The 22,811-nt window shown below is 39.5% G+C and carries 20 protein-coding genes and 1 tRNA gene; 5 read left to right on the top strand and 16 right to left on the bottom strand.

What is annotated here, in order from left to right; translation table 11 throughout:
• Nucleotides 1-39: 39 nt before the first annotated feature.
• Together BUA02_RS01495 and BUA02_RS01500 are read right to left on the bottom strand one after the other, a co-directional pair.
• A complete protein-coding gene (locus tag BUA02_RS01495; protein ID WP_072700422.1) occupies nt 40-1,827 on the bottom strand; it encodes an ABC transporter ATP-binding protein in 1,788 nt (595 codons plus the stop codon).
• Between the two features lie 16 nt (nt 1,828-1,843).
• Nucleotides 1,844-3,625, bottom strand: coding sequence for an ABC transporter ATP-binding protein (locus tag BUA02_RS01500; protein ID WP_072700424.1), 1,782 nt, complete (start codon nt 3,623-3,625; stop codon nt 1,844-1,846).
• A gap of 200 nt (nt 3,626-3,825) precedes the next feature.
• Between BUA02_RS01500 and BUA02_RS01505 the strand changes: the two genes are divergently transcribed.
• From BUA02_RS01505 to BUA02_RS01515, 3 genes are all read left to right on the top strand, one after another.
• The gene (locus BUA02_RS01505) at nt 3,826-5,508 is read left to right on the top strand and encodes a GGDEF domain-containing protein (RefSeq protein WP_072700426.1); all 1,683 of its coding nucleotides are present in this window, start codon (nt 3,826-3,828) and stop codon (nt 5,506-5,508) included.
• A 67-nt stretch (nt 5,509-5,575) separates the two neighbouring features.
• Nucleotides 5,576-5,648: transfer RNA gene (locus tag BUA02_RS01510), tRNA-Thr, on the top strand.
• 214 nt (nt 5,649-5,862) lie between these two features.
• Nucleotides 5,863-6,132: a hypothetical protein gene (locus BUA02_RS01515; protein ID WP_072700428.1), complete on the top strand. Its 270-nt coding sequence runs from the start codon at nt 5,863-5,865 to the stop codon at nt 6,130-6,132.
• A 94-nt stretch (nt 6,133-6,226) separates the two neighbouring features.
• Here BUA02_RS01515 and BUA02_RS01520 read toward each other — a convergent pair whose 3' ends face one another.
• The 14 genes from BUA02_RS01520 to sfsA form a co-directional block, all read right to left on the bottom strand.
• Nucleotides 6,227-7,168 (bottom strand): hypothetical protein, encoded by a 942-nt coding sequence (locus BUA02_RS01520; RefSeq protein WP_072700430.1) that lies wholly within the window; start codon nt 7,166-7,168, stop codon nt 6,227-6,229.
• Nucleotides 7,169-7,749: 581 nt separating this feature from the next.
• Nucleotides 7,750-8,166 carry a hypothetical protein gene (locus BUA02_RS01530; RefSeq protein ID WP_072700434.1) on the bottom strand — a complete coding sequence of 139 codons (417 nt, stop codon included), beginning with the start codon at nt 8,164-8,166 and terminating at the stop codon, nt 7,750-7,752.
• Nucleotides 8,167-8,170: 4 nt separating this feature from the next.
• Nucleotides 8,171-8,500 (bottom strand): hypothetical protein, encoded by a 330-nt coding sequence (locus BUA02_RS01535; protein ID WP_072700436.1) that lies wholly within the window; start codon nt 8,498-8,500, stop codon nt 8,171-8,173.
• Nucleotides 8,497-9,618: an ankyrin repeat domain-containing protein gene (locus tag BUA02_RS01540; RefSeq protein ID WP_083572600.1), complete on the bottom strand. Its 1,122-nt coding sequence runs from the start codon at nt 9,616-9,618 to the stop codon at nt 8,497-8,499. The genes BUA02_RS01535 and BUA02_RS01540 overlap by 4 nt, the downstream gene beginning before the upstream one ends.
• A gap of 74 nt (nt 9,619-9,692) precedes the next feature.
• Nucleotides 9,693-10,328 (bottom strand): hypothetical protein, encoded by a 636-nt coding sequence (locus BUA02_RS01545; RefSeq protein ID WP_072700438.1) that lies wholly within the window; start codon nt 10,326-10,328, stop codon nt 9,693-9,695.
• 17 nt (nt 10,329-10,345) lie between these two features.
• On the bottom strand, nt 10,346-10,867 hold the full coding sequence (locus tag BUA02_RS01550) for a DUF4364 family protein (protein ID WP_071176649.1): 522 nt from the start codon (nt 10,865-10,867) through the stop codon (nt 10,346-10,348).
• Nucleotides 10,868-10,892: 25 nt separating this feature from the next.
• Nucleotides 10,893-12,041, bottom strand: a complete 1,149-nt coding sequence (locus tag BUA02_RS01555; protein ID WP_072700440.1) for an NAD(P)-dependent malic enzyme — start codon at nt 12,039-12,041, stop codon at nt 10,893-10,895.
• Between the two features lie 33 nt (nt 12,042-12,074).
• Nucleotides 12,075-13,874, bottom strand: a complete 1,800-nt coding sequence (locus tag BUA02_RS01560) for a DUF5722 domain-containing protein (protein ID WP_072700442.1) — start codon at nt 13,872-13,874, stop codon at nt 12,075-12,077.
• A 19-nt stretch (nt 13,875-13,893) separates the two neighbouring features.
• Nucleotides 13,894-15,225, bottom strand: coding sequence for a replication-associated recombination protein A (locus tag BUA02_RS01565; protein ID WP_071176652.1), 1,332 nt, complete (start codon nt 15,223-15,225; stop codon nt 13,894-13,896).
• An 81-nt stretch (nt 15,226-15,306) separates the two neighbouring features.
• Nucleotides 15,307-16,272: a tRNA modification radical SAM protein MnmL/YtqA gene (mnmL, locus tag BUA02_RS01570; protein WP_072701189.1), complete on the bottom strand. Its 966-nt coding sequence runs from the start codon at nt 16,270-16,272 to the stop codon at nt 15,307-15,309.
• Nucleotides 16,273-16,295: 23 nt separating this feature from the next.
• Complete coding sequence (locus BUA02_RS01575; protein WP_072700444.1) at nt 16,296-17,738, bottom strand: MATE family efflux transporter; 1,443 nt, start codon at nt 17,736-17,738, stop codon at nt 16,296-16,298.
• Entirely contained in the window at nt 17,735-18,685 is a 951-nt protein-coding gene (locus BUA02_RS01580; RefSeq protein ID WP_071176654.1) for a DMT family transporter, read from the bottom strand. Before BUA02_RS01580 ends, BUA02_RS01575 begins: the two co-directional genes overlap by 4 nt.
• A 24-nt stretch (nt 18,686-18,709) precedes the next feature.
• Nucleotides 18,710-19,828: a tocopherol cyclase family protein gene (locus tag BUA02_RS01585; protein WP_072700446.1), complete on the bottom strand. Its 1,119-nt coding sequence runs from the start codon at nt 19,826-19,828 to the stop codon at nt 18,710-18,712.
• Nucleotides 19,829-19,914: 86 nt separating this feature from the next.
• Nucleotides 19,915-20,619 (bottom strand): DNA/RNA nuclease SfsA, encoded by a 705-nt coding sequence (gene sfsA / locus BUA02_RS01590; protein ID WP_072700448.1) that lies wholly within the window; start codon nt 20,617-20,619, stop codon nt 19,915-19,917.
• Between the two features lie 583 nt (nt 20,620-21,202).
• On the opposite strand from sfsA, the gene BUA02_RS01595 reads away from it, so the two are divergent.
• On the top strand, nt 21,203-22,012 hold the full coding sequence (locus tag BUA02_RS01595; protein WP_072700450.1) for a hypothetical protein: 810 nt from the start codon (nt 21,203-21,205) through the stop codon (nt 22,010-22,012).
• Complete coding sequence (locus tag BUA02_RS01600) at nt 21,999-22,796, top strand: hypothetical protein (protein WP_072700452.1); 798 nt, start codon at nt 21,999-22,001, stop codon at nt 22,794-22,796. Before BUA02_RS01595 ends, BUA02_RS01600 begins: the two co-directional genes overlap by 14 nt.
• Nucleotides 22,797-22,811: the final 15 nt, after the last annotated feature.

Below are 22,811 nucleotides of genomic sequence, written 5' to 3' on the forward strand. Positions count from 1 at the left end.
GCCACTTGCGACATGCTTTCTGTATCTAATAGTATAATCTCAGCCCACTTCCATACCATCGATCTGAGCAGTGTAAAGGTGATAATAATCTCCCTTTTTAGCCATGAGTTCTTCATGACTTCCACATTCAGTAATACCGCCCTTATCAATGTACATGATCTTGTCACACTTTGTGATAGTCGAAAGCCTGTGAGCTATGATAAAGCTTGTTCTGCCTTCAAGCATAGCATCAAGGCCTTTCTGGAGGGCTTTTTCAGTCTGAACATCGATACTTGATGTAGCTTCATCAAGGACCAGGATCGCAGGATCTGATAAAAGAGTTCTTGCAAAGGATATAAGCTGCTTTTGTCCCTGAGAAAGAAGTGCTCCTCTTTCCTTAACCTCTGTGTTATATCTCTTTGGCATATACTTGATGAAATCATCGGCACATACAGCCTTGCTGGCTCTTCTGACCTCTGCCTCTGTGGCATCAAGCTTACCATATCTGATATTGTCTCCAATAGTTCCTGAAAAAATGAAGCTATCCTGCAGCATTATTCCCATCTGAGATCTAAGGGAATTAAGTGTAACCTTGGAGATGTCCTGACCATCTATAAGGATTCTTCCACTCTGCACATCATAAAATCTTGAGATAAGACTTACAATGGTACTCTTTCCTGCTCCTGTTGGTCCAACAAGAGCTACGCTCTCACCAGGCTTTACACTAAAGGATACGTCATGAAGTACCTCTTTTCCCTTCTCATAGGAAAAAGATACGTTCTCAAAGGTTACCTCTCCAACAAGCTTACCAATTGGCTTGGCATCAGGAGCATCATCAATAGTTACAGGCTCATCCATGGTCTCAAAGATTCTCTCTAGATAAGCCATGTTATTGATGAAGTTGTTAAAGATATTTCCAAGGTTCATGATAGGCTGCCAGAATCTTGAAGCATAGCTTGATATAGCTACTATAACGCCAAGAGATTCATTCCCCCGTGAGAACACAAGGAGTGCAAACATGAAGATTGCCGCTCTTACAAGGACTGATATAGTGTCGATACCAGGCCATACCATGGTACTGTAGCTTACAGCCTTCATCCAGGTCTTTTTGCAATTACTTGAAAGAGTCTTGAAGATATCAGCATTTTCATCTTCTCTTGCAAAGATCTGAGTAATTCTTGCTCCAACAATGTTCTCCTGAAGGTAGGCATTGAGGTTAGAGTTCTTGTTTGAAACCGCCTGCCAGGCCTTTCTCTGCTTGTTCTTGATCCAGAACATGAACACCATAAGAACCGGAACTCCAGCCAAAACCACAAGACTGAGCTTTACATCTACTGCAAACATGAACACGATGATAAATACAAGGTTAATGATCTCAAGGATTACATTTATAAGACCGTTACTAAGCATATCTGATACAGAGTTAACATAGTTGACTACCCTTACCAGAATCTTGCCGTGAGGTCTATCATCGTAGTACTGAAATGGCAGTTTCTGGAGATGTTCAAAGAGATCTCCTCTTATCTGATAAATGATATCCTGGCTGACATTTACCATGATGCGTGAGCGAATAGTTGTCATGATGACGCTGATGATATAAAAGACTGTCGCTGCAATTACCAACCTAAACAGCATATCTTTATCCTGATTTGGAACTGCGATATCAAGCGCTCTCTGAACGATCATAGGGCTCACAAGAGCTGCCGCACCACCAAGAGCAGAAAAGAAAAGAGCTGCTCCCATCTTTCCTGCATGTTTCTTAATATAAGCAGAAGCCCTAAGTAAATGTTTTATGTCAAAAGGCTCTTCTAGTATTTCATCTTCTTTATATGTATTCCTACGTGGCATTTTAGTGTCCTTTCTATCAACCTACCTGAAGCTTAACAAGTTCTGCGTAGTAGCCGCCTTTTTTGATCAGTTCCTCATGTGTTCCACTTTCTGTGATCTCGCCGTGCTGCATGATAAGGATCTGATCAGCATCCTTTGTTGTTGAGATACGCTGCGCAATGATTATCTTAGTACACTCGAAATCAAGGTGTCTTAGGCTGTCCTGAATCTCTTTTTCCGTTTCAAGATCCACAGCTGATGTTGTATCATCAAGGATCAGGATTGAAGGTCTGACCGCAAGGGCTCTTGCAAGAGATATTCTCTGCTTCTGTCCACCAGAAAGGCCAACACCTCTTTCTCCGACAATGGTTTCATATCCCTCAGGCATCTTGGCGATAAAGTCAGATGCTGCAGAGTACTTGGCAAACCTCACTACCTCTTCCCTGCTGATCTCACTGTCACCATAGGCGATGTTGCCGTCGATAGTATCTGAATAAAGAAGTACGTCCTGAGTTGCAAGACCTATATTCTTTCTGAGTTGATGTAGTTTTAGCTTATTAACGTTAACTCCATCTATGAGTATTTCGCCGCTTGTTGGCTCGTAGAATCTAGGAATCAGGTGGATAAGTGAAGTCTTACCACATCCAGTCTCCCCCATGATAGCGATAGTCTGCCCCTTCTTGGCAGTAAAGGAGATATGCTCAAGAACGGGAAGGTCACTGTCTGCGTACTGGAACGATACATCCTTAAACTCGATATTTCCTTCAAATCTGTCGGGCTTGTCTATTGCATCCTTAGCATCTACGATCTCAGGCTCAGAGTAATATATTTCCATAACTTTGGCAGATGCTGCAGAGAATCTCTGGAATTCATTCATTACGTTACCAAGCTGTCTCATAGGGTTTGCGATAGCCCAGATAAGACCTGAGAACGCCACATATTCTCCAAGTGAGATCTTATCTTCTATGAGGAAAAGACCTCCCACAAGAATGAGGATAACTGACAGACAGTTAGCAAGTGTTTCAACGTAAGGATAGAATTTAAGCCAGGTAAAAGCTGTCTTTTTATTAGTATCTCTGTAGTCTTTGTTGCATTCATCGAATTTTTCTATCTCATAGTCTTCTCTCGCAAATGCTTTAACTACTCTATTACCAGCGATGTTTTCCTGGGCTACTGTGTTCATATATGCAAGCTTCTCACGAAGAAGAGCGTGCATAGGAGCTACAAGTAGCTTGAACACATAGATGATAAAGAAGATAAGAGGAGCAACTATCAAAAGGCTCACTGCAAGCTTCCAATCCATGATCATAAAATAGATTGCTGTTGCAGACACCAAAGAAATGGCCTCTATCACCATTCTGATAACCCAAGCAACCATATGTCTTACAGCATCAAGGTCACCAGTAACTCTAGTCATAAGGTCACCTGTCCTATAAGTGCTGTAAAACTTCATATCCTGTCTCTGAATCTTGTCATATAGGAAATTTCTAACTTTGAAAAGAACTGCCTGTGATACATACTCATATCCCATGCAATCAAAATAGACGATGATACATCTAAGGATCGTCAGACCTACCATCAAACAAAGGAGTCTAATAAATTCATCTGGGTGGTTAGCCAGATTTTCTTTTGCCCCATCTCCTGAAAGGAATCTGTTAACAATCTGCCCAGAAAAAAAAGGCACAGTAAGCTGTAAGATGTTATAAACAACCGTGCCAAACATAGCAAGGACATACAGCGCCCTGTAGCCCTTCATGTTGTCCCAAAGCCACTGGATCCTGGTCCTTGGATACTTCCACTTCTCATTATTCTTTTTCATAATAGTTTTCACCCCTATAGCCGTGATGTCGTTTTTAGCTATATCTCGATTCTATTATTCCAATTTTTATTCTTCAAGCACGTTTATTGCACTTTTATGCCCATTTTTTGTCATTTATAAATTATCAGGCTTCTTTCTTAATATTTTTATTATAATTTCGTCAATAGACGCCATGCTATAATTGTTGTGAGGTGATGTTTATGGATTTTAATTTCGTTAGACGTCTTATAGCATTTGCATATACACTATTGCTTCTTTTGTTTATTGGTCTAGGCTTTTGCTATACCAACGAAACCAATGACTATTTTCGCGAAAATTCCATGATCTTCAATGATTACTGGAAGGTTGATGGAAAGATCATCACATTCCCATATAGCAATAACAATGAATTTACTATAAGCAACACCCTGCCTCTTGTATATGGTGACCAGCTACTGATAATAAGGTGTTATTATGAAGACTTTACTGCAATAATAAATGGTGAAGAAATCGTTGAATCAAGGCCGACAACACTCTTTGGAATATCTACGAATGTTGGTAAAAAAGAAATCTGGATTCCCCTCCGCAATGATTATACAAATAAAGAGGTGTCTGTCAGGATTAAGATGCAATCTTCTATCTATGGTTCTGAATTAACTGAAGCTTTCATTACTACCAGATCTGCATATGGGATCAGTCAGCTAAAGAAAAACGTTCCTTCTGTTGTTTTGTTTGTTTTGTTTACTGTTACCGGAATTATAGAGCTCTTTATCTCTGCTTACTTCATAGTCAAAAGAGCCAGCCTTATCAGGAAACTTACGTTTGAAGCCTTGTTTTATGCAGGATGTTTTTCTATTATTTCCGCCCAATGGATCATAAATGAAACCAGACTTCCATTTATTATATTTGGCTACATGACTGGATTTTCAGTATTAAATATAATCTCATTCCTGTTGATGCCGCTTCTTTTCTTTGAACTAACCAGGGCACTTTTTTACCGTGTTGGTAAGATTGATAATGCTATAGACGGTATCCTGGCTCTCTCTATTGCTGTCTCTTGCCTGCTGGCTGTAAAAGGAGTCATAGACTGGGGAAATCTTGTTTATATTGCCCATGCAATCGATGCGATTGTAATGATATTAGTAGGCTATTACTCATACGCCAGCATTAGGAAGGAAAAGAAATTCTGTTCAAGAACCGGAATCGCTCTTGCAAATGGCATATTTATGGTAATTGTGGGAATTGCTCTTATTCAATATATTGACAACGTTAATTATAACTATATTCTGCTGATAATAGTTGGTCTTATGATCTATATCATGGTTCAGGTAGGCCTCATATATAGAAGAATAGGTCTAAATGTCAAAGAAGAAAAAGAATTTGCTCAAGCCAAGATATTTGCCTTTACCGATGAGCTTACTAAGCTCTCAAACAGAAGACATTTTTACAAAATCATCGACGATTATGAAAAAAACAAACTTCCTGCCAATCTTACTTTTATAGCGATAGATGTAAACAGGCTAAAGTATTATAACGATACCTATGGTCATGAAGCTGGAGATGAACTTTTGCTTGGAACAGCCGAGTGTCTAAGGAACGCCTTCTCATCATCTTCTACTGCTGTGATCAGCAGAATGGGTGGAGACGAATTTGCTGTGCTACTGATTGCATCTCCTGCCGAATTAAAAAACAGACTTAGCGCACTAAGACTAAGTCTAAAGAAATGGAAGGGAAAATATATTGACGGTATAAGTGTAGCCATCGGATACGCAGTCTCATCTGCCTACCCAGACGAATCTATAGATGAACTTTCAAAAATAGCGGACAAAGAAATGTATAATGACAAGCTTCAATTCTATAAGTCTTCTGGTCTTGAGAGAAGAAACTCTTCAAAATCAGATTAACAGTAATTTGATTGACACTGCCGGATGCCCTTGCTATAATATCATTCGTGACTAATTTAAGTCAGATGCTGTTGTAGCACAGTCGGTAGTGCGTCGCATTGGTAGTGCGGAGGTCACGGGTTCGATTCCCGTCAGCAGCTCTTAACAAAAACAGCAATCATGCGCTTTGCATGATTGCTGTTTTTGTTTTACCTCAATTTAGTAACTACCTGCTTTCTGACTTTTTCTGTTTTATAACATACGCACGAATTGTTTATCGTCATTTAATACTATTTTAATAGCAATAATCATGCAAATGTGTCTATAATACAAAAAACATAAACCTCATGATTGCTTTGCAAAGGAGGGCTGGTTATGAGTATTAATGGAATTGGTGGCGGAATGCAGCAGGCATATCCGGTACAGCAAACTCAGAAGCAACAGGTAGCTGTAGCTCCTAAGATTGAAGATGAAGCTCAGTCTACTCTACTTGATACAGAAGGGCAGAAGGAACGTCTCGAGAAAATGAAGATGGAAGCTCAGAAACATGCTCAAGAGCAAACCAAACAGCAGATGGATCTATCTGAGAGATCTTCAGCAGCTATGGGCTTTGGCAACAAGATCCAGATGGAGCTTATGAGTTAAACAATCTGAAAAAACTGAATAAAAAAAGTACCCGGTTAGAAGGCTGTACATATTACAGTTTTCTAACCGGGATTTTTAATTAATGGCTACTGTATTAGCTATTTTCGCTGGCACTATCGATAAGTTCAGATGCGCTCTTTGCTGCTTTTCTAAGTGCATAATCTGTAGGATTGCTAAATGCATCTCTGATATTAAGAACTCTGTCACCTGTCTCACTCATTGATACAATGTTTGCTCGAAGCTGAGTATCAAGCTCATTGTTCTGTACATAGTTAATGTACTCGCAGAGAGTTTCAAGATCATCATCACCACCAAGTGCAATTATAAATACCATATAAAGAACAAAGAGTCCAATGATGATTGCTGCAAATAAAAGGTTCTTAGTGATTGCTAAAATGATTCCTGAAATACATACTACTGTAAATCCGATATCAAAAAGAACTTTGCTCTTAATCTCAGACTTAACAGTTCTTAAAAGGAATCTCTTACTATCCTGCACGAAGTATGTAATAAGGTCATAAAGCATGTCCTTATCCTCTTCTTCATAGCAACCGATCTGGTAAGTTACGATAAGCTTAGCTGCGTTCTCGTAAGCCTTATTAACAATATTCTTGTAAATAAATGTAAAATTCTTAACAACTGGGATCATCTCTAAGATTGAAGCAGCAGCCATAGCACCGCTAGCCATCTTATAGAGAATAAGTCCACATGTACGGCTCTTTGATCTCATCCCCTTTGAACCATACTTCTTTAATCTCTCTAATCCCTCAGCAACAGGATCAGCAGAAATCTCTTTTCCTACAAGTGCTCTGCATACCATAAGGTCTGATGCGTAATAGTACATGTTCTGTCTTGGTGTGCTAAGCACAAAATACAGGAAAAATCCGATTACTCCAATTGACATAAATGGGAAAATCTGTGCTTTAAGTCCTATGATGTACATGAGCACGAATACAAGCTCTACTGACATCAAAATCAGAGTTTTCTTTCTGAACTGCCCCTTAATATCCTTTGCTAACTTTTTTCTTTCTTCCATTCCTCACTCTCTCCTTGTCAAAAGAATATTTTCTCCCCCGATTAAGAAAATATTACATCGCAATGAAACAAATTGTAACATATTCTTTTGCAAGATATAAGCCCATATTTTATCAATATTTGAGCAATTATTGATCAAGTTCTAAATGAGGCTTGGTCCAAGTGTTATGCGGAAGTCCACCTTTTTTGCAATTTATCAATTATTACAAGATAGTGCAATTCTTTATGTGCTTATGGGCGCGTTCTTGGCCGACTTTTGGGTCCCGGCTTTTATCCGTTTTATGGCCGCCTTTTAGCCGATTATTGGAATTTTTTCTTGTTTAGGCTAAACTTTTCAATTTTTGATGCCCCTGTTTTCGTGAGTACCTTAGCCGAAATGGTTAATCCTTGTAGTTTTCGGCTAAATATAAACTTAAAAAATATTTGTGGCGAAGAAATCTTTTTAGCCTAAAAGCTTGATATTCTACAATATAGGCTAAAGATGCTCCTCTGTCTTGTTTCTTTTCATACTTGCATTCCATAAAATATTTAGCCGATTTTCGGTAGCTATAGACTTTTAGGTAAAAAAAAGCGAGGATTGCTTCATCCTCGTTTTTGATAAACAAATATCCACTCTATTGGAGCTTCTTTTTCATTCCAGTCATAATCGGAATCAGTATCGCCAAGCTCAAATGCTATGCCATCTACGCTAGAAATAAGATAATCATACTTATCCTCATAACATTCAAATCCTAGCTTATTTAATTCATTTATTGTATTTCCTATCCCAATAGCATCATTAAATTTTCCTTCGAAACCAGCTGACACTCCTACCTGTGTCAAAGTATCAGTTTTATCAAAGAAAAACATAGCGTTTTCTATATGATACACCTTTATATCGTTAGCTCGATGCTCAATGGTATATTCACTAATATATTCCTCTAGTTCTTTATTAGTCATACCCAATAGAAATTGCCCTATTCCAACATTTGGGATAATATTTCCATCTCTTATCTTCATTTGATTACCTATACACTGCACAATACATCTTATCAGTTCCAAAGCTACTAACTGCTCTGTCTCCGCCTTTAATCTCAACTTTAACGCATCGATTTCCATTCATGCGTATGAAAGCAACTTTCTTTTCTGGATTCTCGCGTTCAGATACTTCCTGACTTTCATCTGAATCCATGTAAATAGCCCATACTGTTAATCCATTTGTGTAGGGCAAATATTCGGCAACTTTACTTTTCAAAAAAGAAGATAACATCTCGTCTTCCTTATATTCTAGTGATGCCACTCTATCATAGTCATCTCCATTACTTACGCTCTCTCTAGATACATGCATGATCATCTTTTGTATGAAGCCCTCCCAAGCTTAATTGGATTACTGTTAAGGCTTACCCATTTAACAGCCATTTCTTCCAGTAACTCAACTGGCTCTTTGTCACAACAGCCTTTACTATTATCTATTTCAAGCGCGGCATTTCTTACCTTCTCAATATCTGCTTCTTCCAAAGGTGTTCCCATGGATAAATATTTTTCAAGTGCCTTTACCATTTTGCTATATGAACTATCCCAGTTTATACCACCATTTCTAAGTGTTTCGTCGGCTACTCTTCCGGTAACTCTGATCACTTCTCCCTGAACGTTTTTGCATTTTCCTGATCCAGGAACAAGATAATCCCAGAGTGCATCATGAATTTCCTCAACAGGAAGCGACATATCTACAGTTATCGGAGATACGCCATCGTGCTTGATAATAGGTTTTGCAGGCACAACATCAAATATCTCATAGAATTTATCCATTTCCGCATCGCTAGCCTCAAAGGAATAATCAGGATAGTTAGCCTTAGCAAGTTCATGCCTATCCCCTATCTTACGGATATATTCTCTGGCTTTTTCCCATTCTTCTGTAGGAATTCCTTCTTTTCCACCACATGCATCGATCAAGATCTTAGCAATCTCCGACTTATTTTTCTCTCCAGGTTCTAATCTCCTTATCATGTAAAGAAGCGGAGTTAAATTATCATACACAGGAAGGGTATGGTGTTTTGGATCAGCTCCATTATCCAGAAGAAGTTTTACAATATCAATCTTTCCAGAATCTGCAGCATCAAATAACGGTGTCTCCCCTTCATAATCTGTAGCCTGCACATCAGCACCATGTCCGATCAAAAACTTACATATCTCATAGTTTCCCATTCTAGCATGTTTGCAAAGTGGTGTTCCATAAGTATTTGGAGCATTGACATCCGCACCTCGTTCCACCAACCACTCTACAATTTCTAATGGAAGATTCGTCTCATGAAGAGCAGTATACTTATAGCCACCAGCATATGTTGCATCAAGCTCACACTCTGATAAGATTGCTTTACATTTCTCTATATCTTCATTCGTCCATGGTTCATTTGATTTCCCGTAGCATAAATCCGAAAATTCATCAGGTATTATCTTTTTTAGATTTGCCATATTCTTTCCCTCTATAATTTCAAAAAAGACCTCCGTATAAGCGGAGGCCTTCCATACAATTCATTTCCAACCTATTACTCTGTCATGCGAGTGTCCGTTTCATCATGATACATAGGGATATAGATATCAACTTCCTGTATCAGATCATCATCCAAGACATCTTTTTCGTATGGTGACTCTGATGTAACCCACAAATGAACAATTACATTTCCTTTTGAAAAGCATGATATATTTAGATAGCTATTAAAATATTCATCACATTCCCAAATAAAGCCAGCTTTTTCAAGCAATTCCTTAGCATCCTTGTACTTATCTTCACAATGAATGCCTAAAATATGATGACCAGAACTGCCAGACTTTAATCTGATGTATGTCCTAAATACCTTGCCTTCAGTCTGAACATAAGCGCCTTCGCATTCTATTCCATCGTCAAATTCAACGAAAGGGCCTTCCATAGGATCTACTATATCTTGCATTTCTCCCATTAGCTCAAAGGCCATATCGCTATTTTGGTTCACATGATCAATAGTAGCAAGATCTTCCTCAGTAAGCTCTGAATAAGTCACACTCTTGTGATCATAGGCACTTTTTTTCTCTTTTTTATTACCAAATATGCCCTTTCCATCTTCATTTGAAGAGCGTGAACATAATACAAGTGCTACAACTAACAACGTACAAAAATATAATATATTTCTCTTATGTTGTTTCATATAGTTCCTCTTGTCAATCAGTCAGACATCAAGGTCTCCATAAGATACTGATATACTTCCTGGTTGCAATCCTGCCACTTCTTGCAAATGTTACGGGCTATCTCTTCTGTTGGTACAGCAAGCTTGATCTCTACGATGCTCTGACCATTTTCATTGGCAATAAGCTGAGCTGTATATTCGTTCTCACCGGTCTTGGTGTAATCACCAAGGATTGACCCTTCGTCTCTAAGCTTCATGCTGTTTTCTTTAAGATACTCATCTATCTGAGTCTTGATTGCCGGGTTAATTCTATTGCCAAAGAACTTAAGTGTCTCTTCACCTTCAGAAGTCATCTCGAGGTATGTTCTGCTGACCATAGACTTCTCGATGATAAGACCTGAAGTAACCATTTCCGCAAATACTTCCTGAAGTGTAAGGAAGTTAGTGTACTCGTTTTCTAATATAAAATCGTAAATCTGTGACTTGCTAAGAGGAGCATCACAGCGCTTTAGCATGTACAGAACTATCATCTTATACAAAGTAAGATACTTTGAACTCAATTTAACTTATCTCCTAAAACTAAACTTAAATCTTTTCTTTTACTGCTGCAGAGATCACATCTGCTACTCTTGGATCAAAAGCTGCTGGAAGAATGTTCTCATCATTTAGCTCATCATCTGGAACAAGTCCTGCAAGAGCAACAGCTGCTGCAAGCTTCATCTCCTCTGTGATCTGCTTGGCACCGCCTTCAAGAGCTCCTCTAAAGATACCAGGGAATACAAGAACGTTGTTGACCTGGTTAGGGAAGTCTGATCTGCCAGTACCGATAACTCTGATTCCAGCCTCTCTTGCCACATCTGGCATGATCTCTGGAACCGGGTTGGCCATAGCAAACATTATAGCATCTTTGTTCATCTGCTGCGCCATCTCTTTTGTTACGATATTAGGAGCTGAAACTCCTACGAAGATATCTGCACCTTTGAGCGCATCTGCAAGTGTACCTGTCTTCTGATCTGGATTTGTAACATCCATCATCTTTTCCTGCATCCAGTTAAGGTCTTTTGAAGCCTTTGAAAGGATACCTGACTTGTCGCACATTGTTACGTTCTTGAATCCATAGCTTAAAAGAAGCTTTGTGATAGCAATACCAGCACTTCCTGCGCCGTTTACTACTACCTTACATGTCTCTTTATCCTTGCCTACTACCTTAAGTCCATTGATAACACCAGCAAGAACTACGATAGCTGTACCGTGCTGGTCATCGTGGAATACTGGGATATCCAGCATCTCTTTTAACCTCTCTTCAATCTCAAAGCATCTAGGAGCTGAGATATCCTCAAGGTTGATGCCACCAAAACCAGGTGCAAGATATTTAACTGCCTTGATGATCTCTTCTGTATCCTGAGTATCAAGACAGATAGGAACTGCATTAACTCCGCCAAACTCTTTAAAAAGCACTGCTTTACCTTCCATAACAGGCATTGCTGCGTATGGTCCAATATTTCCAAGTCCAAGAACTGCGCTACCATCTGAAACAACTGCAATAGTGTTTGATTTGATAGTATATTTATAAGCAAGGCTCTTATCCTCAGCTATGAGCTTACAAGGCTCGGCTACACCTGGTGTGTAAGCAATAGCAAGGTCTTCTTTTGACTTTACTTCTGCTTTGGATCTGATCTCCAGCTTACCATTCCATTCTTCATGCATCTTAAGTGCTTTTTCTGCGTTTGTCATAATAATGCTCCTCCTAATTATGTTATGGGTCACTTAAAAGGTTTTCCCGACTATATCATATGCAAAAGATACAACTTCATCTCTTTTGTTTGTATCTATGTACTTAAAGACGTTATATATCTGCTTGTGATTGCCACCAACAGTCTCAAGTCCAAGAGCAAGTCCAAGGGCTGCCACTTCTTCCGGCGCATCAACCTGTCTTGAAAGCATAAGAGCATCAATATGACCATTTTTGACCATCTTAGTGTATGCATAAGCAAAAGCCGCTGCCTGAACAGCTTCACCTGATGAGGAAGAATAGCCAATCTCACTAAGGATTATGGATCTGACATTACCACTTGTATCAAGCATAGATTCTTTTTGCATGTAATTGGTCAAAACTTCAATGTTCTCCATTGTGATACATGGAGTTGATTCTGTGTGATTAACGTACTTAGAAGCCTTCCAGAATGCTGTGTTCTCATTTGGAAATGAGTATGGATGTGCTGCAAGTCCCCAGTCAATATTGCCGTATTCTGAAATAGATGATGAAAAGATATCTATAACATCCTTGGCATCATAGTCGCCAGTTTTTTCTGTGTTGTAGGTCCATCTCTGATCTATAGGAATATATACCTTGGCACCTGCATTCTGGCTCTTAATTGCATTGTAAAAGACTCTGAAGGCTCTTGTGAAAGCTGTTGTATAGGTACCAACATCTGTCTTAGCCATGTAGTTGTACTCTCTACGGGCATTTACCTCATTGGCAATGATCCACATGCTGACGTTACCATGGCCTGAGCCTGAGTACCTGTTTGCGAGGAAGCTTCCGATAGCTGCAAGAGCCTTGACACCGCTCTCATTGGTTGCATTGAACATGTAATAAGGAGCAGTAGATCCGCTTCTGGCATCTGGATGTGTGATCTCTGGAAAAGCAGATGTGCTGGCGTTATTGAGGATAATAGCAGCAACATCGATTCCCATCGCATTAAGTCTCTTAAAGAGATTGTCGTAATCATTTATTATCTGAGCATTGAAGTGATAGGTCACTCCGCCGTAAGAATACTCGATTCCACCTGAAGTCACCAAAATATGTGACAGAGGAATATTGTATGCTGCGTATTCACAGCCAAGATCCTGAAGTTCATTTAATCTAAGCGGATATGGTAAAAGTCCCTTTATAGAATCATGACTCATGCCAGCGTAGTTGTAGCCTGCACATGCTCCAGGATTAGTAATATATTTCGGATGAGAGATGGTTACGTACTGATCATCCTTTTTAACTGCTACTGTAAATTTGGAAAAGAGCTTGGAATTTGCGCTGCCCTTATTAAGACTTACGGTAAAAGATGTATCATCGCCCTTGTAGATCTTGTCGATTGGCTCTTTATCTGTTATTCCATCCTCATAGGTTGCCATTTCGAAAAGATAATAATACTTGTCATCACTGGCAGGAATTCCTTCAGAAGTAACGCTGACCTTAACGTTAGTAGAATCAACGATATCGCAGCTGGTGATATTAGCAAACTCTGCTGTGTTCTCAGGAGTCATCTCGACTGTGGCTGGCCTGTCAGATAATGCCTTGGAAACTCTCTGTCCATCCGATGTGATCTTCTGGATAATGCTCTCATCAACATAAACCACTTCGCTTATATTCTCGCTCTCTACAGACGCTTCATCAACTGATTCCTCAGCCAGCTCAGCATCTCCGTTGTTGGAGCCTATAAAGAGCCAAATGATCATCGCTACTACAAAAAGAGACGCTATCGCAGCTACTATACCTGTCAGTATCACTATTCTTTTGTTCTGGCGGGCTTTCCTACCTGTGTGCACTTTGCGTCTTCTCTTTTTCATGTAACTCCTGTTCTATCAGTTAACTTTCTTTATTTCTTTCTTTTAACTTCTTCATGTGATCACGGATCTTAACTTCGTATCCGTTTCCTGAAGGTCTATAGAACTCTTTGCCATTAAGTTCATAAGGCAAATACTGCTGCTCAACATAATTGTCCGGATAATCGTGAGCATATTTATATCCAATTCCATGTCCCAGCTTACTGGCTGACTTGTAATGTGCATCCTGAAGATGCGCTGGAATTGGAAGGTTTCCTGTTTCTCTAACCATTTCCATAGCCTCATCTATTGCTACAATTGCGGCGTTACTCTTAGGGGCAGAAGCAATATAGCTTGCAGCCTGCGAAAGAGTGATCCTTGCTTCGGGCATTCCAAGTCTCTCAACTGCGAGAGAAGCTGCAACCGCAACCTGAAGTGCCTGCGGATCAGCATTGCCTACGTCTTCTGAAGCACAGACCATCATACGCCTTACTATAAACTTGGGATCTTCTCCGGCGTTTAACATTCTTGCAAGATAGTATACTGCTGCGTCAGGGTCTGATCCTCTCATACTCTTGATAAAAGCTGATATTGTGTCGTAGTGATTGTCACCATCTTTGTCATATCTGGCAACCTTCTTTTGGATACACTCCTCCGCCACCTCTTTGGTGATGTGAATAAGTCCGTCTGCACTACGTTCTGTTGTTAAAATGCCAAGTTCAAGGGCATTAAGCGCATGTCTCGCATCGCCATCAGCAAGGTCTGCAAGAAAATCTGATGCATCATCCTCAATGACTGCGTTGTAAGCGCCCATACCACGTTCCTTGTCTGTGACCGCTCTGTGCAAAAGAGTCTTGATGTCATCAGCAGTCAGTGGCTTAAGTTCGAAAATTACTGACCTGGAAATAAGAGCCCCATTTACTTCAAAATACGGATTCTCCGTTGTGGCTCCGATCAGAATAACTGTACCATCTTCAACGAACGGTAACAGATAGTCCTGCTGTCCCTTGTTGAATCTATGTATCTCATCGATGAAAAGAATTGTCTTTTTGCCATACATTCCGAGGTTATCCTTAGCTTTAGCAACAACCTCTTCCATGTCTTTTTTGCCTGCGATAGTGGCATTTATCTGAGTAAACTCTGCCTTGGTAGTTCCTGCTATGACCTTGGCAAGAGTGGTCTTACCTGTTCCAGGTGGTCCATACAAAATGATGGAACTTAGCTTGTCTGCTGAAATTGCACGATAAAGAAGCTTGTCTTTAGCAATGATGTGCTGCTGTCCAACAACCTCATCAAGTGTCCTTGGACGCATCCTTGCGGCAAGCGGTGATTCCTTTTCCATTGTGTTATTTCTCATATATTCAAACAAGTCCATAACTACTTAATCTTACTATTTTTGCCCCTAAAAATAAAGCAAAAATCTTTAATATTTATTACCATTTACAGGGGAACTAATTCACTCAAGAAGGTCTCTACATTTACGGGTGAGAGTATTTAACACTCTCTTTTTATCAAGGGTCCAAAGTGGCTCTACAAGGAGCTTTCTAGGGCCATCTCCTGTCATACGATGAATAACAGTTGTTTCTGGTAAAAGAGCTATGCACTCAGCTATAAGATCTGTGTACTCTTCCATGTCCATGAAGTAAAACTCTTCGGAAGTTTTCCCTGCTACAACGGTGTCTTGTTTTGATCGTGCCCTCTCCTTCCAGTTCAGGTAATCCTGATACATAGCAGTTCCTTTTAGGATCTGCAGGTTCTGAAGCTTGATGCCGTCAAGGGCAGGATCAAGAACTGCCAGATATTTTACTGTTTTAAGCATGTCCTCTTTTGTTTCGTAAGGAAGCCCCAGGATCACATGAACAACAACTGTTATTCCCGCATCTTTAAGCGCTTTATATGCTTTTTCAAATACTTTAAGTTCATAGCCTCTATGGAATCTCCTGGCACTTTCCTCATTGATCGTCTGAAGACCAAGCTCTATCCACACAGGTTTTATCTGGTTCAGCTCTTTTAACATAGCTAATACACTATCGTCTATACAGTCTGGACGTGTACCAAGAGATAGGATCACTATGTCTTCTCGATTTATAACCTTGGTATATAGCTCTTTTAACCTGCTGATGTCACCATATGTGTTGGAAAAGGACTGAAAATATGCAATAAAATGCCTTGCATCAGTTTTTTGGGAAATAAGCTCCTTGGCATCCTGTATCTGCTGATCTATGCTGCCTGCAGTTACCTGTGCTGCAAAATCTCCGGATCCTCCTTCAGAACAGAAGGTACAGCCACCTGTAAGTGGTGTTCCGTCTGGCATAAGAATAGAGCCATCTCTGTTAGGGCAGGTACAGCCCGATGACAGAGACAGCCTATATATTTTTTCACCATATTTGTTTTTGAGATATGTTGATAATTTCTGGTGCATATTAGATCCACTTCTTTTACTGATCATGCTGTTTTTACTATGTTACGAACCCAGACCCCGCTTCGGATGAATAGGAATCCGATGATGCATTTTAATATCTCAGTTAAAGAAACCAGCATAAACACTGTAACAACAGGAAGCGTTGTACATCTTGCAAGGATAAATGCTGTTGGAACAGAAACTGCCCATGCAAAACAGCTGTCAAATACAAATGTAACAGCAGTCTTGCCACCTGATCTCATAATAAAATAACTTACGTTAGCAAAAGAGTTGATAGGCATGCATAGAGCAACGATCCAGATACATCTGGTAGCAAGCTGTCTGATCTCTGGCTCAGTGTTATATATCTGAGGAATGATAGGTGCAAACATTGCAAGAAGTGACCCCATGACCAGTGTGCTTGCGCAGCTAAGAGCAGCCATTCTCCAAGCTGTTCTGCGGGCTGATACAAGCTTATCAGCGCCAAGCTCCTGTCCTACTATGATTCCCGATGAGTTACCAATTGATAAAAAGACCTCATTAAAGATCTGTGATACTGTTCCACTGATGTTCATTGCTGCAATAACTGCAATTCCACGAACTGAGTACTGCTGAAGAAGTGTTGCCTGGGCAAGACTCCATAAAAACTCATTGCAAAGAAGCGGAAGCGACTTAAACATTATGGTCTTTGCAAGGCTCCAAGGAACATACAAAGTTGTAAATACACCTTTAAAGAAGGGATATTTAGAGTCTTTCTTGTGTGCTCCTACCATTACGATCATGAGCTCTGTGAATCTTGAAATAACAGTAGCTATGGCTGCTCCCAAAACTCCCATTTTAGGAAGTCCAAAAAGACCAAAAATGAGAAGTCCGTTAAATATAAAGTTAACTACCATTGCGATCATTCCTGCTGCCATTGGAAGTGTGGTCTTACCTGATTCACGCATGGCACTTGAATAAACCTGGGTCAAGCTAAATGGAATAAGACCGATGAGCATGATATCAAGGTATGACATACCATAACCAAGTGTGGCTATCCTGTCTGCATCCAGAGTTTCCTTTGAAATGTAAAGGGATATCAGATTTTCTTTTGCAAGGAACAAGAAAATGACCGCACCAGTGCAGATAGTGGCCGCTGTCATAAGCTTGAATCTTATGGAATAGCGGACTCCATCCATATCTCCTTTACCAAAAAACTGTGTACTGAAGATTCCAGCACCAGCCAGCGATCCCCATATACATAGATAAAAGATAAAAAGTATCTGATTAACAATGGCAACAGCGGACATAGGAAGCGTTCCCACCTGTCCCACCATAACATTATCAAGAAGTCCAACGATATTGGACAAAGTGTTCTGTATGATCATAGGAAGCACTATAGTGGCGGCGCGCCTGTAAAAATCAGCATCACCAATAAGACACTCCTTTAGAGTGAACTTATACCTGATTGCTTCCTCTCTATTACTTGTTTCAAATGTAGATATCATTTTTCCAACTTTCTATAATTAACAATTACAATTCCAAGTGATACTAATAGCAGAGAAATGAGGCTAAGAACTGAAAATGCCTCCTGTCCTTCTCCAAGGAAGAGAGCCGATAACACAACTCCCATGATAGGATTTACAAATCCAAGAACTGAAACCTTGCTAACTGGATTGTACTTAAGAAGCACTCCCCAAAGCGTGTAGGCACCTGCAGAAATAAAGCCCATATAAATAAGATTAAGGTAACAGCCACTACTATAAAACACAAGGTTTCCACCAGATAATAATCCTATAAAAAATAACACTGCTCCGCCAAGTGCAAACTGATAACCACTGAGTATTACAGGGTTCTCATATTTTGAAAAGATCTTGATACAACAACCAGATACTGCGTAAAAGAATGCCGCGCAAAGCATTGCTCCCTCGCCCTTAAATGTGATAGGTGCTCCGCTCGTGATAGCTCCCATTCCGCCAAAGAACATGATTATTCCTGCAAATCCAAGAGCACAGCCGATCAGTTTTTTGACAGAAGGCTTCTCTAATCTGAACAGAAAAATTGCAAACATTGGCGCAAAGAAGTTTCCTGAAGCATTTATTATAGAGCCTTTTACACCGGATGTATTAGCAAGTGACATGAAAAAGAAATAGTACTGTCCGATAGTCTGGAATAAAGAAAGGATTGCGATATACTTCCATGAACTCTTCTGTGGAATCAGCGCTTTTTTGGAAATAAAGCTTCCAAATACAACTGTCATAACGCCAGCAAGCATGAATCTTGCTCCGGCAAGCATAAGTCTTGATGCCGTATCAGAAGCATCTATCTTAAATACTTCGTAAGCTATCTTGATTGCTGGAGAAGCGCTTCCCCAGAGAATGCAGCAAAAGATTGCTGTGATCACCATAATAGGTGTTATTGTCCAAATACTTTTTGAATTCTGTGTGTTTGTCATGTTGTCCTCATTCTCATTTTTTATTTAGCAATACTCTCCAAACTCACAGCCTACGTTCTCACAAGTTATCTCATCGATAAGCTTTCCTCTGTGATACAGTTTAACAGTTCCTTTACCATTCCCACCGTTCCACAGCCTGTTATGGAGTTTTTTGCCATTTGGTGCTTCATAGTTAACCAGAAGCATGTCTTTCTTCTGACAAGTTATATCAGTTACCATGCGATTTGTCCATGTTTTTTGCTCAACATGCCAAATAATTGCTACATCTGTTTCAGAACATTCAAATTTAGTTCTGGTAAAGGTCCAGAACTTGGAGAAGTTAAACTCATAGGGCTTTCCTTCGTACCAAAATGCCGAAAGGAGCTTTCTGTTTAAGGCAATTGGTCCAACCTTTGGTCTGCCACCACCTATGTCAAAGACGCTATCATGGAGCTGTCTTCCCAAAACTCTACTAGTGAGATTACAGGATGAAAGCCAAACCCATGGAGATGTAAAATCCTTGCCCCAGTTCTTATCAGCATAGCCATAGCTTGTCTCTGGCTTTACCAGGTATTTTTGTCCATCAAGGAATATCTCGCCTTCATACTCAGTCTTCATGCCCTCTGCGTGCCAGAACATTTCGAAAGCCTGTAGCTTCCTAAAGAGTTTTCCTGCGCCATAGCCCACGTTAAATGCTGTCTTTTTACTTATCTTAAGATCCCATGAAATCTCACCAGCACCGCTCATGTATTCAGGATGCTTTTGTGCGTCCTCTTCTGAAAGCATGACTTTTCCACAAGTCTTGGTTTCTGTAATGAAGTTATCCCCCGCTTTTATAGAATAAGGCACACCCATATTGGCTTCTATCTCATTCCATCCATAGAAGTTGTGGATCTGTTTGGCTCCTTCGCCCCAGCATCCAGCCTTTATCATAAGATAGGATGGCTTTATTTTCTTTTCTTTATTTTCAGGAAGTTGTCCGAAAACTGGCTTATCACCGCCAAGCTTTGGATTACACAAAAAGAACTCAATAAAAAATGGCTTCTCCTCACCTGTTTCAGCATTATGTGCTGTAAAAGAATGCCACCACCAGTCGTAGCCCTGCCTTGCCTGTCCTCCAAAAAGCTGGCACTGATTACGTGTGATATCTGATTTATTGAACATTATTTTTCCCTCTCATAAAAAGCAGTTGTATTCATTCAAGTAATTTTATGCTTATTTGTTGCCTTATTACAGATCATTGTCTACTTCTATGACCTTATCTCCTGGGTTATATAGAGGCTGTCGTCTGTAACCTTGCACAGATAGAATACTATCTCTACACCTGCTGCCTTTGCTTCATAAAAAGCTTTTGCAAAATCAGGATCAGTAACTTCATTAGGTCTGACTTCTGTGATTCCTTCGCCTTGTATAACAAAGGCAACGCTAGTGTTATATCCTTTTTTTACAGCATCAGTAAGTTCTCTAAGGTGCTTGGCTCCGCGCTCGGTGGGTGCATCTGGAAAATATCCAATGCCATCAATGAAGAGCGTACAACCCTTTACCTCCATGAGATAGCAGTCAACCTCTTCATCAGCCTTTTTGCTCTGTTTCACAGATGCCCTTCTCTTTTCCATATAGAAATCAATTCTTGAATTGCCAAACTTATACTCTGGCTGGACTTTGTCATACTCTCCCTGGCATAAAAGCCACTCTTTTACCACCTTGTTAGGAGCCTGGGAATCTATATTGATGATCCTGCCATCTTTCTCAACTGCCACCAGATCATAAGGAGTCTTTCTCTCAGAATTCTCCGCCTTCTCAAGATACACTGTGCATCCAGGAATCAATAGTTCCTTACATCTTCCAGTATTCTTTACATGAACAACAAGCTCATTACCATCAACTTCTACATTGGCAATGAATCTGTTGGGTCTTGATATGAACTTAGCTTTAACAATGTTTTTGTACTTCATAAAGATAGTTTAAAGTATGTGGAAGGTTTATTCAAACCGTTCGGTTGGTGCTATTGTTTTATGGATTGTATTTTTTTACCAATATGTTATTATGTTCTTACAAAGGTGCTACCGATAGACGGTTGGCTCCAACATTAGTTACAAATCAAAAAAGACCGGTAACTTTGCTAGAGTTGTGGCGGTCTTTTTTGATGCTTAAAATTACTTCTTTAGACTTATGTAAATACTGTAGATCGTAACACCTATACTTATAAGCGTTACTACAATACTCACACAAGTGATAGTTTCTTCTAGCAACAATTCTGCTCCCGTCATTATTTCTCATCAGCATCCCTCCAAAATGAATAAGAGAGTTCTCAGATAAAAATCTGGCAAAGAGCCAACCGCCTACCGTAAATGATAGCACATTGGTATTTTAGCAAACATCTGTTCGAATATCAATGATTCTTTTTACATGTTTTCTTGCTTTGCATAATGTTAAAAGATATGTATTTTCATTTGACGCGCGTCAAATATATTCATATAATTGTTATAGAGATATTTGACGCACGTCAAATAGTTTTGCATGGTGAGGTTTTATATTATGGCAAAGATAATCAAAGAAAAGCAAGACCTATCATACCTTCAGTGGTCACATGTCAGAAGTTCCAGCGGAACAGCTGGCACCTTTTTGAAAGCCACTTCTTCTTTGGATGGAGAAAAGAAATATTATAAGCTCTCAAATTTTGATCCGGTAAAAGGGGTTATTGGCCACGAATGCATCAATGAAATAATAGTTGATAGACTACTTGATCTTTTTGAAATTGAACATCTCTCATATGAGCTAATAAATGCTGAAATAGAGATTGAAGGAAAGACCTATAACACATATCTATGTGCTTCAACAGACTTCAAAAAATCCGGCGAGAGCAAGATAGCTCTTGATGACTATTACCGAACAAACGCCGAGCCTTCAGAATCTCACTATGATTTCTGCAAACGCATGGGATGGCAGAAATACATTGACACCATGATTGCTATTGATTTCATCATACTTAATAGAGACAGGCACGGTGCTAATATCGAAGTTCTTAGAAACGCAAGATCACGCACTCTTCGAATTGCCCCTCTCTTCGACCATGGCGTATCTCTTCTTTATTCATGCTATACAGAAAAAGATGCCTTGAACTTCGACGTACTTGCAGATAAGCCATGCAACAATTTCATCGGAAGTTACTCATGTACAGAGAATCTCTCTCTTCTAGACGTAAATAATAAGCCTTTAAATGTCAAACTTAAAAAAAATGATAAAAGCAGAATCTTTGAAGGATTAAATGATATCTTATCAGATATTTATATTGAAAAGATTTGGAAAATGATCTACGAAAGGTACAAAATATATGAAAAGCTATGAAATACTAGATGAAGCTAATTTCATAAACATTGGTGTCCTTTTATACTATGAAAAGGCCAAAGAATTCATCATAGAACTCAACGAGAACCTTGATGAATGGACAGCTCCTCTTCTATTTACCAGTTTTGTAAAAAAGGGAATCTTCACCATTCCTAGAGATATAAGTCTTTTGTGGGTAAAAGAAAGAGTTATTCCAAGCGGAAGACAGAACATCGGATCAATACTATCAAATCATAAATTAAAAGCCTATGACGAGATGAAGCTTTTAGAACTAGCTGAGGGTCGTTGTTCTCAGGATAGCATGTTTATCAGAAAAATTGACGATCTGCCTGAGTTTGTTCTTGATAGGCAAAAGAAAAATCTTATTGATTGTACGCCTCTGGATAGCGGAAACATTCTTTGCTTTTTTGCAGATACTAGTGTAAAAAAAGTCGAATTAAAAGCCTTTTCCAATGACTCAAAAATAGAAAAGGTAATAAAAAACAAAGCACTATTTAATTCCTGCAAAATTGGAACAGGTGGATACTGCGCCACTTTCAATGATTCCATTGATATTCCATCATGGGAACTCTATGACAAAGGAATCACTATTCCTCTTTCATATCAGGATTTCCTTACCTTTGCAGACAGGAACCTCTTTGACACCAGTGAAAGTTGCCAAGAGCTTGAATGCTCAAGACAAAACATCACATATCTAAACAAACAAGGATTGCTAAATCCCGTGAAAGAAAATGTAAAAGGGAATCTATATTTAAAGGGAGACGTAATAAAAACCAGGTGGTGACACAGTCACTACCTG

The sequence above is a fragment of the Butyrivibrio hungatei DSM 14810 genome, assembly GCF_900143205.1.
GTDB classification, from domain to species: domain Bacteria; phylum Bacillota; class Clostridia; order Lachnospirales; family Lachnospiraceae; genus Butyrivibrio; species Butyrivibrio hungatei.

Coding starts and splice junctions, on each gene's coding strand:
- BUA02_RS01520 (WP_072700430.1), bottom strand. CDS start 7,168: ATGGAAGAAAGAAAAAAGTTAGCAAAGGATATTAAGGGGCAGTTCAGA.
- BUA02_RS01565 (WP_071176652.1), bottom strand. CDS start 15,225: ATGGACTTGTTTGAATATATGAGAAATAACACAATGGAAAAGGAATCA.
- BUA02_RS01560 (WP_072700442.1), bottom strand. CDS start 13,874: ATGAAAAAGAGAAGACGCAAAGTGCACACAGGTAGGAAAGCCCGCCAG.
- mnmL (WP_072701189.1), bottom strand. CDS start 16,272: ATGCACCAGAAATTATCAACATATCTCAAAAACAAATATGGTGAAAAA.
- BUA02_RS01585 (WP_072700446.1), bottom strand. CDS start 19,828: ATGTTCAATAAATCAGATATCACACGTAATCAGTGCCAGCTTTTTGGA.
- BUA02_RS01545 (WP_072700438.1), bottom strand. CDS start 10,328: ATGAAACAACATAAGAGAAATATATTATATTTTTGTACGTTGTTAGTT.
- BUA02_RS01495 (WP_072700422.1), bottom strand. CDS start 1,827: ATGCCACGTAGGAATACATATAAAGAAGATGAAATACTAGAAGAGCCT.
- BUA02_RS01555 (WP_072700440.1), bottom strand. CDS start 12,041: ATGACAAACGCAGAAAAAGCACTTAAGATGCATGAAGAATGGAATGGT.
- BUA02_RS01540 (WP_083572600.1), bottom strand. CDS start 9,618: ATGGCAAATCTAAAAAAGATAATACCTGATGAATTTTCGGATTTATGC.
- BUA02_RS01535 (WP_072700436.1), bottom strand. CDS start 8,500: ATGATCATGCATGTATCTAGAGAGAGCGTAAGTAATGGAGATGACTAT.
- BUA02_RS01600 (WP_072700452.1), top strand. CDS start 21,999: ATGAAAAGCTATGAAATACTAGATGAAGCTAATTTCATAAACATTGGT.
- BUA02_RS01500 (WP_072700424.1), bottom strand. CDS start 3,625: ATGAAAAAGAATAATGAGAAGTGGAAGTATCCAAGGACCAGGATCCAG.
- sfsA (WP_072700448.1), bottom strand. CDS start 20,619: ATGAAGTACAAAAACATTGTTAAAGCTAAGTTCATATCAAGACCCAAC.
- BUA02_RS01595 (WP_072700450.1), top strand. CDS start 21,203: ATGGCAAAGATAATCAAAGAAAAGCAAGACCTATCATACCTTCAGTGG.
- BUA02_RS01530 (WP_072700434.1), bottom strand. CDS start 8,166: ATGAAGATAAGAGATGGAAATATTATCCCAAATGTTGGAATAGGGCAA.
- BUA02_RS01580 (WP_071176654.1), bottom strand. CDS start 18,685: ATGACAAACACACAGAATTCAAAAAGTATTTGGACAATAACACCTATT.
- BUA02_RS01505 (WP_072700426.1), top strand. CDS start 3,826: ATGGATTTTAATTTCGTTAGACGTCTTATAGCATTTGCATATACACTA.
- BUA02_RS01575 (WP_072700444.1), bottom strand. CDS start 17,738: ATGATATCTACATTTGAAACAAGTAATAGAGAGGAAGCAATCAGGTAT.
- BUA02_RS01515 (WP_072700428.1), top strand. CDS start 5,863: ATGAGTATTAATGGAATTGGTGGCGGAATGCAGCAGGCATATCCGGTA.